Here is a 15,492-nt window from a genome sequence, read left to right on the forward strand (position 1 = left end):
CGTCTGGGCCGGCGAGAATGCCCCCATGTTCAGTTTCTTCAAGAAGACGGCGCCGGCGCCGGTGCCCGACGAGGCGCCCACCCTGCTGCCCGAGGGCTGGGTCACCAAGCCCGCCAGCCCGCCACCTCCGCCCGCCGCTCCCGAGCCAGTTGCACCACCGGTCGCCGCGCCCCAAGCACCCGTTCCCGCCGCGCCGGCTCCCGCGCTGCCCGTCGCCCTGCCGCCGAGGGCGCCCGAACCCGCCGCTGCGCCGCGCCAGAGCTGGATGGAGCGGCTGCGTGCCGGCCTGCGCAAGACGGGCGGCAGCATCGCCGGCGTCTTCACCGGCACCCAGATCGACGACCAGCTTTACGAGGAACTGGAAGAAGCCCTGTTGATGGCCGATGCCGGCGTCAAGGCCACGCAGTTCCTGCTCGATGACCTGAAGCGTCGCGTGAAGGACGCCCGGGCCAGCGACCCGCAGGCCGTGCGTGGTCTGCTGATCGACGCGCTCACCGAGTTGCTGTCGCCGCTGGAAAGGGGCCTGGAAGTCGGCCGTCACACGCCCACTGTCATGATGGTCGTGGGCGTCAATGGCGCCGGCAAGACGACCAGCATCGGCAAGCTGACCCGCCATCTTGCCGAAGCCGACCAGAAGGTGCTGCTGGCGGCTGCCGACACCTTCCGCGCCGCGGCGCGCGAGCAGTTGGGTGTGTGGGCCGACCGCGCCAAGGTCGAGATCGTCAGCCAGGAGGGCGGCGACCCCGCTGCCGTGTCCTTCGACGCCGTCAATGCCGGACGCGCTCGTGGTGCCGATGTCGTCATCGCCGACACCGCCGGCCGCCTGCCGACGCAGCTCCACCTGATGGAAGAGCTGAAGAAGATCAAGCGCGTCATCAACAAGGCCCAGGAAGGTGCGCCTCATGAGGTGCTGCTGGTGGTGGACGGCAACACCGGCCAGAACGCGCTGAACCAGGTCAAGGCCTTTGACGAAACGCTGGGCCTGACCGGGCTCATCGTCACCAAGCTCGACGGCACCGCCAAGGGCGGCGTGCTGGCGGCCATTGCTCGCGAGCGGCCGGTGCCGGTTTACTTCATCGGTGTGGGCGAGAAGCTGGAAGACCTGGAAACCTTCAGCGCGCGCGAGTTCGCGCGGGCCTTGCTGGAGTAAGTCGCCCGAACTCGGCGCGAATCCAGGCCTCGAACGCGTCGACGGCCGGCGCGCCGACGCGGGCCGCACCACGCAGCAACCGGTAGCCATAGGCCGAAGCCAGCGGCGCGCAGTTGGCGAGCACCAGGCGGCCCTGGGCCAGGTCCTCGGCCGCAAGCGCGAACGGCACAATGCCCACGCCCAGCCCGGCCACCGCAGCCTGCACCAGCAGCCCGCCATGGCTGTAGCTGCGTGAGAAGTCGAGATGCCGCCGCGCGGCCAGCCCCTCGCGCGACAGCAGGCGCTGCCAGGCCTGCAGCCCCCCTTCCTCGTGCAGCAGCGGCTGGCGCAGCAGCTCGGCCAGTGGCGCGGGCTTGGGCGTGAGGGCAGGGCTGTAGACGACGACCTGCTGCTCGGCATACAGCGGCGGCTCCCCCATCTTGTCGAGAGCCTGGTAGCGCAGCGCGATGTCGCAGCCCCCACCGTCGAGGTCGGCGAGCTGGTCGCTGGCCTGCACGCGCACGTCGACCGCCGGATGGGTCGCGGTGAACGCATGCAGCCGCGGAACCAGGAACTTCATCGTCAGCGAATGCGTGCTGGATACACGCACGGTGTGCGGGTCCTGCGTCTCGCGCAGCGCCAGCACCTGCTCGCGCAGTTCGTCCACCATGCGCGTGACGCTCGCGGCCAGCGCGCGCCCGGCCGGCGTGATGGCGACATGGCGCGGGTGGCGCACGAACAGGGCCAGGCCCAGGGACTGCTCCAACAGCTTGATCTGCTGGCTCAACGCTGCCGGCGTCTTGTGCAGCTCGGCTGCCGCCGCGCGAAAGCCATCGTGGCGGGCGGCCGCTTCGAAGTCGAGCAGGCCGGACAGGCTGGCAAAAGGCTTGGGCATGGAGCGAGGGCAAGTTTTCCTGATCCTCAGGATAGCCAAATCTCGGTTTCGCTTCTCGCCCCGCAAGGGAAGACTGCTGGCCATCACTCCACGGACGAGTCATGAGCCAAGAAATCCTGGTCATCGGCGGAACCCGATTTTTCGGCATTCCTCTTGTTGAGGCACTGCTCGCTGCTGGCAACCGCGTGACGATCGCGACGCGAGGCCGCACGCCCGATCCCTTCGGCGTGCGCGTGCGCCGCGTCGCGGTGGACCGTGGCGACGCGACGGCGATGCAGGCTGCATTCAGCGATGCGCGCTTTGACGTCGTCTACGACCAGATGTGCTACGGCCCGGATGAAGCCGCACTCGCCGCACGCCTGTTCACCGGCAAGGTCGGCCGCTACCTGATGACGTCGACGCTCGAGGTCTATGACGCGCGGCATGGCCAGTTGGCGCGCGCCTATCGAGAGGAGGATCTCGACCTGGCGCGGTCCGTGGACAGGCCGCCGACGGCCTATGGCGACGGCAAGCGTCGCGCCGAGGTCCAGCTGCTGGGGGCTCGGGAGCTGCCGGTCGCGACGCTTCGGCTGGCCCACGTGCTGGGCGGCGCGGAGGATTTCACCGGCCGGCTGCGCGGCTATGTCGAGCGGGTCCTCCGTGGCGAACCGCTGCCGCATGCGGCGGTGCCGGGCGCGACCTCCTTCATCGATGTGCCTGGCGTGGTGGCGCTGTTGGTCTGGGCTGGCCGCCAGGACTTTCTCGGCCCGCTCAACGTCGCGAGCCGCGGCACGCTGACGGCGCCACAACTGCATGCGCGTATCGCCACAAGATTGGGGCGTGAAGCCCTGACGACGCCGAAAGCCGGTGCCGGTGCGAGCCCCTTCGACTACGCCGCGCTTCACGCGCTGGACACCGGTCGCGCGACGGCGCTGGGCTGGCTGTTTGATCCCCTGGACGACTGGCTGGATGTCCTCATCGACACGCACGCAGCAGCGCTGGCTGGTGAAGGGGTGGGCGCATGAACGGCGTCCAACACCTTGGCGCCTTCCTGCTGGCAGCCTTGCTCGTCATCGTCGTGCCGGGGCCGGCGACGCTCTATGTGCTCGGCCAGACGCGCACGGCGGTGCCTCGCGTCATGCTGGCCGTTGGCGGCCTGGTGGCCGGCGATCTGTTGCTGATCATGGCGGCTGGCTTGGGGCTGGGCAGCCTCCTGCAGCAATGGCCGGCGGCGTTGGTGGCGTTGCGGATGGTCGGCGCGCTGTACGTCGCATGGCTTGGGCTGACCATGCTGCGCAGCGCTGCGGCGCCTGCCACCATGGAGGAGAAATCCAGCGGGAAGGCCAGCGGCGCTTTCGGTCCGGCCCTGCTGCTGACGCTGCTCAACCCCAAGCCCATCCTGTTCTTCGGCGCCTTCTTTCCGCTCTTCCTGACGATTGACAACACCGACTGGCTGGGCGGCTTCATGCGCCTGGGCCTGCTGTTCGAGCTGATCAACATCGGCTGGTTCGCGCTGCTGATCGCAGGTGCGGCCCTGCTGCGCCGTCGGGCCTGCATGCCCGCCGGGCCCTGGCTGAACCGCCTCGGCGGTCTGGGCTTGCTGGGCTGTGCGGCCCTGCTGATGCTCGGCTAATGCGCGTGTGGCGTATCGGCGTAGTAGCCGGATGCGCGCGGCTTGGGGAACAGCGCGTCACGCAGCCGGTCGCTGGACTCGTTCTGCCATTCCCGGTTCCACGGTGTGACCGCCAGCTCGGTGGCGCCCAGCACGCGCAACAGGCGATCCCGTTTTCTGGAATGGCGAGGCTCGTCGGCGACGGGCAGGAGAACGACGGAGCGCGCATAGCCGTGTTCGTCGCAAAGCGCGAAGTCGACGGTCAGCAAACCCGTGCGCGACAGCCACTCGCGGTAGGAGTATTGCTTCGGCACCCGCACCAGCTTGTGCAGCGGCACATGGGCCAGCAGGAAGCCCTTGGGGTGTTCCAGTGCCAGGGCTTGTGCGATGCACTTGTGGGCATGGCGCTCCGCGCTCACCAGCACCCGCGCAGCGGTGGGCGGCCACTGCATCACGGTATCGCTGGCGTCCTTGCGAGGCGCTCTGCCTTGCCCGGTGAGGTTGCTCAGCCAGGCGCCAACGGCTCTTGGGAGGTGAAGGTTCAGCATGCGCGCGACGCTAGCGGCCGCGCCGGTTCTTGACCATGCTCCGTTGTCCCTCGACCTTGGGACCAAGTGTGTGGACTTGTGTCCCTGCTGACGACAGGCTGTCTGCGCGCGGATCGAACGAACGATCGAGAGTGCAAGCCTGCGGGTTTACATCCCCGGCAGGCCCTTCATGCCGCCCATGCGCTTCATCATCTTCATCAGGCCGCCGCCCTTCATCTTCTTCATCATCTGCTGCATCTGGTCGAACTGATTCAGCAGGCGATTGACGTCCTGGATCTGCACGCCGGCGCCGGTGGCGATGCGGCGCTTGCGGCTGGCCTTGCTCTTGCCATCCATCAAGAGGGCCGGGTGTGAGCGCTCCTTGGCGCTCATGGAACGCAGGATGCCTTCCATGCGCTTCATGTCGCGCTCGGCGCGGTCCATGTCGGCCTGGCCGGGCTGCTTGTTGCCCATCATGTTCTGCGGCAATTTGTCCATCAGGCCGCCCAGGCCGCCCATCTTCTTCATCTGCGCGATCTGTTGCAGGAAGTCATTCAGGTCGAAGCCGCTGCCGCTCTTGAGCTTGTCGGCCATTGCCTGGGCGCTGGCCATGTCGACGTTGGCCGTGACCTGCTCGACGAGGGCCACGATGTCGCCCATGCCCAGCACGCGGCCGGCGTGGCGGTCGGCGTCGAAGACCTCCAGCCCGTCGATCTTCTCGGACACGCCGGCGAACTTGATCGGCGCACCGGTGATCTGGCGCACCGACAGCGCCGCACCACCGCGGGAGTCGCCGTCGAGCTTGGTCAGCACGACGCCGGTCAGCGGCAGAGCGTCCTTGAAGGCCTTGGCGGTGTTGATCGCATCCTGGCCCTGCATGGCGTCGACGACGAACAGCGTCTCGACCGGGTTCAGCACCGCATGCAGGTCCTTGATCTCGGCCATCAGCGCTTCATCGATGGCCAGGCGGCCGGCGGTGTCCACCAGCAGCACGTCGATGTAGTGGCGCTTGGCGTAGTCCAGCGCGGCCAGCGCGATGTCACGAGGCTTTTGCTCGGGCGTGGACTCGAACCATTCGGCGCCGGCCTGCCTGGTCACCGTCTTCAACTGCTCGATGGCTGCCGGGCGGTAGACGTCGGCGGAGACTGTCAGCACCTTCTTCTTGCGCTTCTCGATCAGGTGCTTGGCGAGCTTGGCCGTCGTCGTCGTCTTGCCGGCGCCCTGCAGGCCGGCCATCAGGATGACGGCGGGCGGCTGGGCGGCGAGGTTGATGTCGGCCACGCCTTCGCCCATGGTCGCGGCGAGTTCCTTGTGCACGACCGAGACCAGCACCTGGCCCGGGTTCAGCGAACCGACGACTTCCTGACCGAGGGCCTTTTCCTTCACGCGGGCAATGAAGTCGCGCACCACCGGCAGGGCCACGTCGGCCTCCAGCAGGGCCATGCGCACCTCGCGGAGCATGTCCTGCACATTGCTCTCGGTGATGCGGGCCTGCCCGCGCATCGTCTTGACGAGGCGACTCAGGCGGTCGGTGAGGTTGGATGCCATGGTGGGGAGGTGGGCTAGGAGGCTGTCGGGCTTTGGGCGGGGTGCACGTTGGATCTGCAWGGGGGCTGAGGCTAGGCGCGACGACGCTGCGGGCTCGTGCCCGCGAGGAGGAGCAACAGCGCATCAGCCCCCTTGCAGACCCAACCCGAAGGGCCGAGGCGATTTGCGGGGCCATGCGTCGTTGCCGACTCGTTGCTGGGCCCCACCCAACGCCTCGTCGACGCCTAGCCTGGCCTCGCAACTCGCCTCGGCGCGCACCCCGCCCAAAGCCCGACAGCCTCCTGGACCGCCAGAACGGCGGCAGGCCAAAAGTACACTGCAGCCATGAGTTTATCGCCCGCCCTTCTTGCCGATGCTGGAGACGCCGCAGCCGGCGCCCAAAGCCTCGGCCCCGGGCCGGCATTGGCCGTCGCCAGCGCGCTGGCGCTGCTGGGATATGTCTGGGTTGGGCTGCTGCGCGCGCGCGCCGGCGACGATGCCTCCGTGCGGCGGCCGCTGCGGTCCGTGCCGCCCATGGCCCTGGCCTGGACGGCCCAGTTCGCTGCCCTCTATATAGATATCAGTGGCTACGGCCTGGCCGAACCGGGCGCGCGCTTCGGTTTCGCGCCGGCGCTGTCGATGACGACCTGGCTGGTGCTGACGGTCTATCTGGTTGAAAGCCGCTTTCTGCCCCTGCACAGCGTGCGGCGCGTGCTGGCCTGGCTGGCGGCGGCGGCCGTGCTGCTGGCTTGGGGCTTCCCCGGCGAGAGCCGGCCGCTGGCCGCGTCGCCCTGGGCGCCGTTGCACTGGGTGCTGGGCCTGGCGTCCTACGGCCTGTTTGGCGTGGCGGTGCTGCATGCGGCGCTGATGAACCGCGCCGAGATGCAGCTGCGCCGCAAGCAGTCGACACCGGCCGGGCTGCCACTGCTGCGGCTTGAGCGCCTGACCTTCCAGTTCGTGGCCGCCGGCGTCGGCGTGCTGTCCCTGGCCATCCTGCTGGGATGGTGGTTCACGCCGCATTGGCGTTGGGACCACAAGAACCTGCTGGCCGTGCTGGGCTGGCTGGTGCTGACCGGCCTGCTGGTCGGGCGGCGCATCTACGGCTGGCGCGGCCGGCGTGCGACGCGCTGGCTCTACGCCGGCGCGGCCTTGCTGCTGTTGTCCTATGCCGGCTCGCGCTTCGTGCTGGAGGTCATCCTGCAGCGCGGTGTCAACGGAGGCGGCGCATGAAATACCTGCTGCTGCTGGCCCTGCTGGCGGGCCTGTTCTTTGTGTTGGGCATCAAGCGCGGCCGGCCGCGCGAACCCGAGGCGCGCAAGCCCCAGCCGCCAGCGCCGCCGCAAGCCATGCTGCGCTGCGCCGAATGCGGCATGCATCTGCCCGTCGATGAGGCGCTGCCGGGCAAGGGTGGCGTGTTCTGCAGCTCGGCGCATCGCACCAGCTTCGAGGCCCGCGAGGGGCAGGCCTGACGGTGGCCGGCGCCGGCAGCTGGTTCGTCGAGCAGCCGCCGGCGGAGCCGCCGGCCGAGGCCAGCGCTTCGTTCGAGCGTCTTTACCGCGCCTTCCTGTCGGCGCGTGCAGCCCTGGGCCTGGCCCTGGTGATGGCCCAACTGATCTCGGTCGTTCTCGGCACGACGCCGGCGCGCTCGACGCTGGCTCTGAGCCTGTCCTATGCCATGGCAGCCCTGGCCCTGTGGCTGGCGCCGCAGCTGCGGCGGGGCGCCTCGGCGCGCAGCCTGGCGCGCATCAGCAGCCCCCATTGGTGGAGCGCCATCGGCGTGGACTTGATCCTGTTCGGCGTGCTGCATGCGCTGGACCCGAGTGGGGTGAACTACGGCGCCCTCTTCGTCATGCCGGTGCTGATGGCGGCCGTGCTGAGCCCGCGCATGCTGGCGCTGGCTACAGCGGCGATGGCAACGCTGGGCCTGCTCGGTGCGGCCGCCTGGTCGCTGCTGGCCGGCCTGGACGTGGGCCTGAAGACGACGCAGGCCGGCCTGGTGGGCAGCGGCCTGTTCGCCGTGAGCCTGCTCGCCGGTGAGCTCAGCGCGCGGCTCGCTCGCGAGGAGAAGGCCGCACGGGRCAGCCTGGCGCTCGCCCGCCAGCAGGAGCTGCTGAACCGCCTGGTCATCGATGAGATGCAGGAGGGCGTGCTCGTCGTCGACCGGCGTGGCCGTATCCGCGCGATGAACCCGGCGGCGCGCAGCCTGTTGGGCGCCGCCAGCGGAGAGCTGAGCTGGCAGTTGCGCGGGCGGGCCGACTGGCAGCCCCTGGTGCTCGCGTTGGAGCGAGCCTATGGTGGCAGCGCCGGCGAGGGGGGAGCGGAAGTCGACGTGGCGCTGGCGCTGGACAGCGGCGCCGCGCGCAGCCTGCGCCTGCGCCTGCGCTTCACACGCCAGCGCGAGGGCAGCGAGGAGCTGTGCGTGCTGTTCGTCGAGGACAACCGCGAGCTGCTGGCGCGTACCCGCCAGGAGAAACTGGCCGCCATGGGCCGGGTGTCGGCCGGCATCGCTCACGAGATTCGCAACCCGCTGGCGGCCATCGCCCAGGCCAATGCCTTGCTGGCCGAGGACGTCGCCGGCGGGCGCGCCGAGCAGCTGACCAGGATGGTCGCCTCCAATGTGCAAAGGCTCAAGCGCCTGGTCGACGACGTCAGCGAGCTGGCGCCCGGCATGCAGCCCGACACGCAGCCGCTGGACGTCAGCGCGCTGGTGCAGGAGACCTGCGAGGACTGGGTGCAGGTCAACGGCGTCGAGCCGGGTGCCCAGAGCCGCTTCCGGCTGCACATCGGCGCGCCAGGCCTGACGGGCCTGTTCGATGCCGAGCATCTGCGCCGCATCCTCGTCAACCTGCTGGACAACGCGCACCGCCATGCCGAGCCCGGCGCGGGCGCGATCCAGGCGACGCTGGACCGCCACGGCGATGCGCTGGACCTCGTCGTGCGCAGCGCGGGCGCGCCGGTGCCGCATGAGATCGAGCGCCATCTGTTCGAGCCTTTCTTCTCGACACGCAGCCGCGGTTCGGGCCTGGGCCTCTACATTTGCCGTGAACTGTGCGAGCGTCATGGCGCCCGCATCGACTACCGCCGCGCCACTGACGCGGCGGCCAACGAGTTCTGCGTTCGACTGCGCACGCCCCCATCTGCATCCTCTGCATGACTACTGCCACGCTCCCGCGCCTGCTGGTCGTCGACGACGAGCCCGATCTGCGCACGCTCTACGAGCTGACGTTGCTGCGTGAAGGCTATGAGATCGACAGTGCGGGCACGGTGGCCGAGGCGCTGGCGCATCTGCAGGCCCAGACCTACAGCGCCGTCATCACCGACATGAAGCTGCCCGACGGCTCGGGCCTGGCATTGCTGCGCTGGCTGGAGCAGGCCGGCCGACCCGAGAAGGCCATCGTCATCACGGCGTTCGGCTCGGCCGAGAACGCGGTGGAGGCCTTGAAGGCCGGCGCCTACGACTACCTGACCAAGCCGGTGGACCTGCGCCAGTTCCGCCTTGTCGTCGGTTCGGCACTGGGCCGCGTGGCGCCCGATCCCAGCCCGGCGGCGCAAGAAAAAAGCGTGGCAATGCCGGCGTCGGCGCTGCGCCTGGTGGGTGAATCACCGGCCATCCGCGCGGTTCGCTCGCTGATCGACAAGGTGGCGCGCAGCATGGCGCCGGTGCTGGTGCAGGGTGAATCCGGGACCGGCAAGGAGCTGGTGGCGCGGGCCATCCACGACCACGGCGTGCGCGCCGAGCAGGGCTTCATCGCCGTCAACTGCGGCGCCATTCCCGAGAACCTGCTGGAGGCCGAGTTCTTCGGCTACCGCAAGGGCGCGTTCACCGGTGCCAACGAGGACCGCGAGGGCTTCTTCCAGGCGGCGGATGGCGGCACGCTCTTCCTCGATGAGATCGGCGACCTGCCCCTGGCCATGCAAAGCAAGCTGCTGCGCGTCATCCAGGAGCGTTCGGTGCGGCCGGTCGGCGCCACCGCCGAGACGCCGATCAATGTGCGCATCCTCAGCGCGACGCACAAGGATCTGTCCGCCGAGGTGGCGGCGGGGCGCTTCCGCCAGGACTTGTTCTACCGCCTCAACGTCATCCAGATCCGCGTGCCGCCGCTGCGCGAGCGCCTGGAGGACCTGGGCCTGATCAGCACCCGGGTGCTGACCCGCATCGCCCAGGACGCCGGCGTGTCACCAGCGCCGCGACTGACGGTGGGTGCGCTGCAGACGCTGTCGCGCTATGCCTTTCCCGGCAATGTGCGCGAGCTCGAGAACCTGCTGCACCGCGCGCTGGCGCTGGCGGGCGGTGAGTGGATCGACGCCGACGATCTTGGCCTGCCCGACACGCTGCTGGACGAGGACCGCAGCGAGTCGCAGTTCGCCGCGCTGGACACCCCCCTGGGGGCGGCACCAGTGGCCGAGGGCGTGTCCCTGCCCGAGGAATTGCCGTCGGACCTGGCGCGCTATCTCGACGAGGTCGAGCGCGCCATTCTGCTGCGAGCGCTGGAGCTGCACCGCTTCAACCGCACGGCCGCGGCAGCCAGCCTCGGGCTGTCGCTGCGCCAGATCCGCTACCGCATGGCGCGGCTTGCGATCTCGGCTGGTGACAGCTGAAAGAAAAACCTTCTCGGGATTTGCCCTGCTTGAATCTGCGGCGAGGCTATAGAGCGCTTGCTCGGACGCAGCGCTGGCGCGGCCTTGCGGCCCGCTTCGGCCCGCCAGCCCAGTGTTGATGCGGGTTGCCGGTTGCAAGCCCCGATCTGATCGGGCAAAGGCGCGCGCAGGGCATTTGTCCAGAGAAATCGCGGCCAGGGTTTGACACTAGCGGTAGTGCTTGAGGACGGCGGGGGCCATAGATATAGTGTTCCTTCGTGATATCCTGCTGAGCCAGTCGACCCCATGACCATCCCCTCGGATTCGCTGTTTGCAGTGGCTTGGCCACGGCAGCAAAGCGCCCGGGGACCAAGCCGAAACGCCGGCCTGGCAATGGAGCGGCAGGGACGAAATACCCCACTGAAGCACCGCACGATGCGCTGGCCCGACCTTCGGGTTGATGCCGCGCATTTGCCCGTCATTTCTCGATAAAGGATTCCCTCATGCTGCATGAAGCCGCCACGGGCCAGGCCACCTCCGCCGCCTCGCTCTCTCCGCTCTCCTCGGCATCCCCGGTTGCGTTTGGATCCGACGCGTCTGCCGCCAGCGCTCCCACGCTGACGAGCTACCAGGCCTACCAGATCATTCGTCGCAACGGCGCCGTGGTCTCGTTCGAACCGAGCAAGATCGCCGTCGCGCTGATGAAGGCCTTTCTGGCCGTGCACGGCACCAGCGGCGCCGCCTCGGCCAGCGTGCGCGAGACGGTGGAGCAGCTGACCCAGAACGTCGTGCGCGCCCTGCTGCGTTCGCGTCCGAGCGGCGGCACCTTCCATATTGAAGATGTGCAGGACCAGGTCGAGCTGGGCCTGATGCGCAGCAGCAACCACGAAGTCGCCCGCGCCTATGTGCTGTACCGCGAGCGTCGTACGCAGGAGCGTGCCGCTCAAGGCGAGGCCACGCGTGCGGCCGAACCGACGGTGATGGTGGTGGACCGCGGCGAGCGTCGTCCGCTGGACCTCGGCCAGCTGAAGTCGCTGATCGCCTCCGCTTGCGAGAACCTCGGCGCCGATGTGAAGCCCGATCCCGTGCTGGCCGAGACCCAGCGCAATCTGTACGACGGCGTCGCCATCGACGAGGTCTACAAGGCCGCCATCCTGGCCGCGCGCACGCTGATCGAGAAGGACCCGGGCTACAGCCGCGCCACCGCGCGCCTGCTGCTGCACACGATCCGCCGCGAGATCCTCGGCGGCGAGGTGCTGCAGGGCGAGATGACCCAGCGCTATGCCGAGTACTTCCCCGGCTATATCAAGAAGGGCGTGAAGGCCGAACTGCTGGACGAGAAGCTGGCCCAGTACGACCTGACCAAGCTGGGTGCGGCGCTCAAGCCCGAGCGCGATCTGCAGTTCGACTACCTCGGCCTGCAGACGCTGTACGACCGCTACTTCCTGCACATCGAAGAGCAGCGCATCGAGCTGCCCCAGGCCTTCTTCATGCGCGTGGCCATGGGCCTGGCGCTTGGCGAGATCGACCGCGAAGCCCGCGCCATCGAGTTCTACGAAGTGCTGTCGAGCTTCGACTTCATGTCCAGCACGCCGACGCTGTTCAACGCCGGCACGCGCCGCTCGCAGCTGTCGAGCTGCTACCTGACGACGGTCAGCGATGACCTCGACGGCATCTACGAGGCCCTGAAGGAGAACGCCCTGCTGAGCAAGTTCGCCGGCGGCCTGGGCAATGACTGGACCCCGGTGCGCGCGCTGGGCTCGCACATCAAGGGCACCAACGGCAAGAGCCAGGGCGTCGTGCCCTTCCTGAAGGTCGTCAACGACACGGCCGTGGCCGTGAACCAGGGTGGCAAGCGCAAGGGCGCCGTCTGCGCCTACCTGGAAACCTGGCACCTGGACATCGAAGAGTTCCTGGACCTGCGCAAGAACACCGGCGACGACCGCCGCCGCACGCACGACATGAACACGGCGAACTGGATTCCCGACCTGTTCATGCGCCGCGTGCTTGAAGGCGGTGACTGGACGCTGTTCAGCCCCAGCACCTGCCCGGACCTGCACGACCTGTTCGGCAAGCCCTTCGAAGTGGCCTACACGGCCTACGAGGCCAAGGCCGACCGCGGCGAGATCAAGCTCTTCAAGCGCATGCCCGCCAAGGACCTGTGGCGCAAGATGCTGTCGATGCTGTTCGAGACGGGCCACCCCTGGATCACGTTCAAGGACGCCTGCAATGTGCGCAGCCCGCAGCAGCATGTCGGCGTCGTGCACTCCAGCAACCTGTGCACCGAGATCACGCTGAACACCAACGACAGCGAGATCGCCGTCTGCAACCTCGGCTCCGTCAACCTGGCCCAGCACATCAAGGATGGCGCCATCGACCAGGTCAAGCTGAAGAAGACGACGCGCACGGCGATGCGCATGCTCGACAACGTCATCGACATCAACTACTACGCCGTCAAGAAGGCGCGCGACTCCAACCTGCGTCACCGTCCGGTCGGCCTGGGCATCATGGGCTTCCAGGACGCGCTGTACCAACTGCGCACGCCTTACGCCTCGCAGGCTGCCGTCGACTTCGCCGATCGCTCGATGGAAGCCGTCTGCTATCACGCCTACTGGGCCTCGACCGAGCTGGCCGAAGAACGCGGCCGCTATTCGTCCTACAAGGGTTCGCTGTGGGACCGCGGCATCCTGCCGATCGACTCGCTCGACCTGCTGGCCGACGCCCGTGGCGGCTACGTCGATGTGGACCGTTCGACGACGATGGACTGGGACGCACTGCGCGCTCGCATCACCACCTACGGCATGCGCAACAGCAACTGCGTCGCCATCGCCCCGACCGCGACCATCTCCAACATCATTGGCGTGGACGCCTCCATCGAGCCCTGCTTCGGCAACCTGTCGGTCAAGTCCAACCTGTCCGGCGAGTTCACCGTCATCAACGAATCCCTCGTGCGTGACCTGAAGGCACTGGGCCTGTGGGACGACGTGATGGTCATGGACCTCAAGCACTTCGACGGCTCGCTGCGCCGCATCGACCGCGTGCCGGAAGAGATCAAGGCGCTGTACGCGACAGCCTTCGAGGTCGACACCGTGTGGCTGATCGAGGCCGGTGCTCGCCGCCAGAAGTGGATCGACCAGGCGCAGAGCCTGAACATCTACATGGCCGGCGCGTCGGGCAAGAAGCTCGACGAGACCTACAAGCTCGCCTGGCAGCGCGGCCTGAAGACGACCTACTACCTGCGCACGACCAGCGCGACGCAGGCCGAGAAGAGCACGGTGACGCGCTCGGGCCAGCTCAACGCGGTGTCCAACAGCACCGCAGCGATGGCCGCCGCACCGGTCGCGCCGGTTGCCGTCGTCGAGCCCGAACTGCCGGCGACGGACATGAAGTTCTGCTCGATCGACAATCCGGATTGCGAGGCCTGTCAGTAAATTCGGAGCGAGGCCTTCACTTGTCTATACAAGTGAAGGCCTCGGTTTCGATGCCCTCGCGCAACAAACTTTGCGCGAACGATGCAAATAGCTGTAGCTAGTTCTTGTTGATTTGCACAAGCACTGCCGATAATTCGAAGTGATAGGAAGCACACCATGCTGGATTGGGACGAAGACCTGAAGTCCACTGACACACACACCGCGAAGCCTGTCGCGGCACTGCCTTCGGCGCCCCTGATGCCTGAAGTTGCTCTCGCTTCCTCTCCCGCTCCCAAGTTGTCCGGCGAACCAACCACCGCGCGTCGCGTGAAGGCTGCCGACAAGCGCATCATCAACGGCCAGACCGACGTCAACCAGCTGGTGCCCTTCAAGTACAAATGGGCCTGGGAGAAGTACCTCGCCACCTGCGCCAACCACTGGATGCCGCAGGAAGTGAACATGAGCCGCGACATCGCGCTCTGGAAAGATCCCAACGGCCTGACCGAAGACGAGCGCCGCATCATCAAGCGCAACCTCGGCTTCTTCGTCACCGCTGACTCGCTGGCCGCGAACAACATCGTGCTGGGCACCTACCGCCACATCACGGCGCCCGAGGCTCGCCAGTTCCTGCTGCGCCAGGCCTTCGAAGAGGCGATCCACACGCACGCCTACCAGTACATCGTGGAGTCGCTGGGTCTGGATGAGAGCGAGATCTTCAACGCCTACAACGAAGTCCAGTCCATCCGCGACAAGGACGAGTTTCTGATCCCCTTCATCGGCGCGATCATGGACCCGCACTTCCACACCGGCACGCCCGAGACCGACCAGACGCTGCTGAAGAGCCTGATCGTTTTCGCCTGCCTGATGGAAGGCCTGTTCTTCTATGTCGGCTTCACGCAGATCCTCGCCATGGGCCGCCAGAACAAGATGACCGGTGCTGCCGAGCAGTACCAGTACATCCTGCGCGACGAGTCGATGCACTGCAACTTCGGCATCGACCTGATCAACCAGATCAAGCTTGAGAACCCGCACCTCTGGACGGCCGAGTTCAAGGCCGAGATCAAGGCGTTGTTCATGAAGGCCGTCGAACTTGAATACCGCTACGCCGAGGACACCATGCCGCGTGGTGTGCTGGGCCTCAATGCCTCGATGTTCAAGGGCTATCTGCGCTTCATCGCCAACCGCCGTGCGGTGCAGATCGGCCTCGAAGCCCTGTTCCCTAACGAAGAAAATCCCTTCCCCTGGATGAGCGAGATGATCGACTTGAAGAAGGAACGCAACTTCTTCGAGACGCGCGTCATCGAGTACCAATCAGGCGGGGCACTGAGCTGGGACTGAAGTCCCAGCCATCACAAGATCAAGACCTGGCCAATGCAGTCACCGAGCGAAACCCGCATCAACACGCTAGACGTGGCGGGGCTGCATGGCGATCCCATTCACCGTATCGAGGCGCTCCTCCTGGGCGACTCTCGGGCGGTGAATAACCGTATCCGCACGGACCGGTCCGTGCGGGACGGTGACTTTTCCACTTGATCAAGGAGAAAACCATGGCAACTGCAAAGACCCCGGCTAAGGCCGCAGCGAAGAAGGCCGCTCCGGCCAAGAAGGCTGCACCCGCCAAGAAGGCCGCTCCGGCCAAGAAGGCCGCTCCGGCCAAGAAGGCCGCTCCGGCCAAGAAGGCTGCGCCCGCCAAGAAGGCCGCTCCGGCCAAGAAGGCTGCGCCCGCCAAGAAGGCCGCTCCGGCCAAGAAGGCTGCGCCCGCCAAGAAGGCCGCTCCGGCCAAGAAGGCTGCGCCCGCCAAGAAGGCCGCTCCGGCCAAGAAGGCTGCACCCGCC

Annotated in this window: 13 protein-coding genes; 10 read left to right on the forward strand and 3 right to left on the reverse strand. The window is 67.5% G+C overall.

Going from position 1 to position 15,492, the window contains the following annotated elements; translation table 11 throughout:
• The first annotated feature begins 25 nt into the window (after positions 1 to 25).
• Positions 26 to 1,150 carry a signal recognition particle-docking protein FtsY gene (gene ftsY, locus ACXJLH_RS07005; RefSeq protein WP_457389045.1) on the forward strand — a complete coding sequence of 375 codons (1,125 nt, stop codon included), beginning with the start codon at positions 26 to 28 and terminating at the stop codon, positions 1,148 to 1,150.
• Here the strand turns inward: ftsY and ACXJLH_RS07010 are convergent.
• Complete coding sequence (locus ACXJLH_RS07010; RefSeq protein ID WP_457443135.1) at positions 1,113 to 2,024, reverse strand: LysR substrate-binding domain-containing protein; 912 nt, start codon at positions 2,022 to 2,024, stop codon at positions 1,113 to 1,115. The genes ftsY and ACXJLH_RS07010 overlap by 38 nt on opposite strands.
• A gap of 101 nt (positions 2,025 to 2,125) precedes the next feature.
• Here ACXJLH_RS07010 and ACXJLH_RS07015 point away from each other — a divergent pair, with 101 nt between their 5' ends.
• Both ACXJLH_RS07015 and ACXJLH_RS07020 read left to right on the forward strand, forming a co-directional pair.
• Complete coding sequence (locus tag ACXJLH_RS07015; RefSeq protein ID WP_457443137.1) at positions 2,126 to 3,028, forward strand: NAD-dependent epimerase/dehydratase family protein; 903 nt, start codon at positions 2,126 to 2,128, stop codon at positions 3,026 to 3,028.
• On the forward strand, positions 3,025 to 3,636 hold the full coding sequence (locus ACXJLH_RS07020; RefSeq protein ID WP_457443139.1) for a LysE family translocator: 612 nt from the start codon (positions 3,025 to 3,027) through the stop codon (positions 3,634 to 3,636). Before ACXJLH_RS07015 ends, ACXJLH_RS07020 begins: the two co-directional genes overlap by 4 nt.
• Here the strand turns inward: ACXJLH_RS07020 and ACXJLH_RS07025 are convergent.
• Together ACXJLH_RS07025 and ffh are read right to left on the reverse strand one after the other, a co-directional pair.
• Positions 3,633 to 4,067, reverse strand: a complete 435-nt coding sequence (locus tag ACXJLH_RS07025) for a hypothetical protein (protein WP_457443141.1) — start codon at positions 4,065 to 4,067, stop codon at positions 3,633 to 3,635. The genes ACXJLH_RS07020 and ACXJLH_RS07025 overlap by 4 nt on opposite strands.
• 243 nt (positions 4,068 to 4,310) lie before the next feature.
• The gene (gene ffh, locus ACXJLH_RS07030; protein ID WP_457349941.1) at positions 4,311 to 5,690 is read right to left on the reverse strand and encodes a signal recognition particle protein; all 1,380 of its coding nucleotides are present in this window, start codon (positions 5,688 to 5,690) and stop codon (positions 4,311 to 4,313) included.
• A gap of 324 nt (positions 5,691 to 6,014) precedes the next feature.
• On the opposite strand from ffh, the gene ACXJLH_RS07035 reads away from it, so the two are divergent.
• The 7 genes from ACXJLH_RS07035 to ACXJLH_RS07065 form a co-directional block, all read left to right on the forward strand.
• Positions 6,015 to 6,899, forward strand: coding sequence for a cytochrome C assembly family protein (locus ACXJLH_RS07035; RefSeq protein WP_457322873.1), 885 nt, complete (start codon positions 6,015 to 6,017; stop codon positions 6,897 to 6,899).
• Positions 6,896 to 7,138 (forward strand): PP0621 family protein, encoded by a 243-nt coding sequence (locus ACXJLH_RS07040; RefSeq protein ID WP_056203534.1) that lies wholly within the window; start codon positions 6,896 to 6,898, stop codon positions 7,136 to 7,138. The genes ACXJLH_RS07035 and ACXJLH_RS07040 overlap by 4 nt, the downstream gene beginning before the upstream one ends.
• A 2-nt stretch (positions 7,139 to 7,140) precedes the next feature.
• Positions 7,141 to 8,823 carry a sensor histidine kinase gene (locus ACXJLH_RS07045; protein ID WP_457443143.1) on the forward strand — a complete coding sequence of 561 codons (1,683 nt, stop codon included), beginning with the start codon at positions 7,141 to 7,143 and terminating at the stop codon, positions 8,821 to 8,823.
• A complete protein-coding gene (locus ACXJLH_RS07050; protein WP_457389039.1) occupies positions 8,820 to 10,268 on the forward strand; it encodes a sigma-54-dependent transcriptional regulator in 1,449 nt (482 codons plus the stop codon). Before ACXJLH_RS07045 ends, ACXJLH_RS07050 begins: the two co-directional genes overlap by 4 nt.
• 482 nt (positions 10,269 to 10,750) lie before the next feature.
• Entirely contained in the window at positions 10,751 to 13,678 is a 2,928-nt protein-coding gene (locus ACXJLH_RS07055; protein ID WP_457443145.1) for a ribonucleoside-diphosphate reductase subunit alpha, read from the forward strand.
• Positions 13,679 to 13,834: 156 nt separating this feature from the next.
• Entirely contained in the window at positions 13,835 to 14,995 is a 1,161-nt protein-coding gene (locus ACXJLH_RS07060; protein ID WP_457443147.1) for a ribonucleotide-diphosphate reductase subunit beta, read from the forward strand.
• A 209-nt stretch (positions 14,996 to 15,204) separates the two neighbouring features.
• Positions 15,205 to 15,492: hypothetical protein (locus ACXJLH_RS07065; protein ID WP_457443149.1), on the forward strand; the 288-nt coding region annotated here is incomplete at its 3' end.

It is taken from the genome of Roseateles sp. P5_E4 (genome assembly GCF_054049255.1).

Excerpts from the sequence above, each read along its gene's own strand:
- ACXJLH_RS07025 (WP_457443141.1), bottom strand. The coding sequence starts at position 4,067 with ATGCAGTGGCCGCCCACCGCTGCGCGGGTGCTGGTGAGCGCGGAGCGC.
- ACXJLH_RS07015 (WP_457443137.1), top strand. The coding sequence starts at position 2,126 with ATGAGCCAAGAAATCCTGGTCATCGGCGGAACCCGATTTTTCGGCATT.
- ACXJLH_RS07010 (WP_457443135.1), bottom strand. The coding sequence starts at position 2,024 with ATGCCCAAGCCTTTTGCCAGCCTGTCCGGCCTGCTCGACTTCGAAGCG.
- ACXJLH_RS07020 (WP_457443139.1), top strand. The coding sequence starts at position 3,025 with ATGAACGGCGTCCAACACCTTGGCGCCTTCCTGCTGGCAGCCTTGCTC.
- ACXJLH_RS07055 (WP_457443145.1), top strand. The coding sequence starts at position 10,751 with ATGCTGCATGAAGCCGCCACGGGCCAGGCCACCTCCGCCGCCTCGCTC.
- ffh (WP_457349941.1), bottom strand. The coding sequence starts at position 5,690 with ATGGCATCCAACCTCACCGACCGCCTGAGTCGCCTCGTCAAGACGATG.
- ACXJLH_RS07040 (WP_056203534.1), top strand. The coding sequence starts at position 6,896 with ATGAAATACCTGCTGCTGCTGGCCCTGCTGGCGGGCCTGTTCTTTGTG.
- ACXJLH_RS07060 (WP_457443147.1), top strand. The coding sequence starts at position 13,835 with ATGCTGGATTGGGACGAAGACCTGAAGTCCACTGACACACACACCGCG.
- ACXJLH_RS07050 (WP_457389039.1), top strand. The coding sequence starts at position 8,820 with ATGACTACTGCCACGCTCCCGCGCCTGCTGGTCGTCGACGACGAGCCC.
- ACXJLH_RS07035 (WP_457322873.1), top strand. The coding sequence starts at position 6,015 with ATGAGTTTATCGCCCGCCCTTCTTGCCGATGCTGGAGACGCCGCAGCC.
- ftsY (WP_457389045.1), top strand. The coding sequence starts at position 26 with ATGTTCAGTTTCTTCAAGAAGACGGCGCCGGCGCCGGTGCCCGACGAG.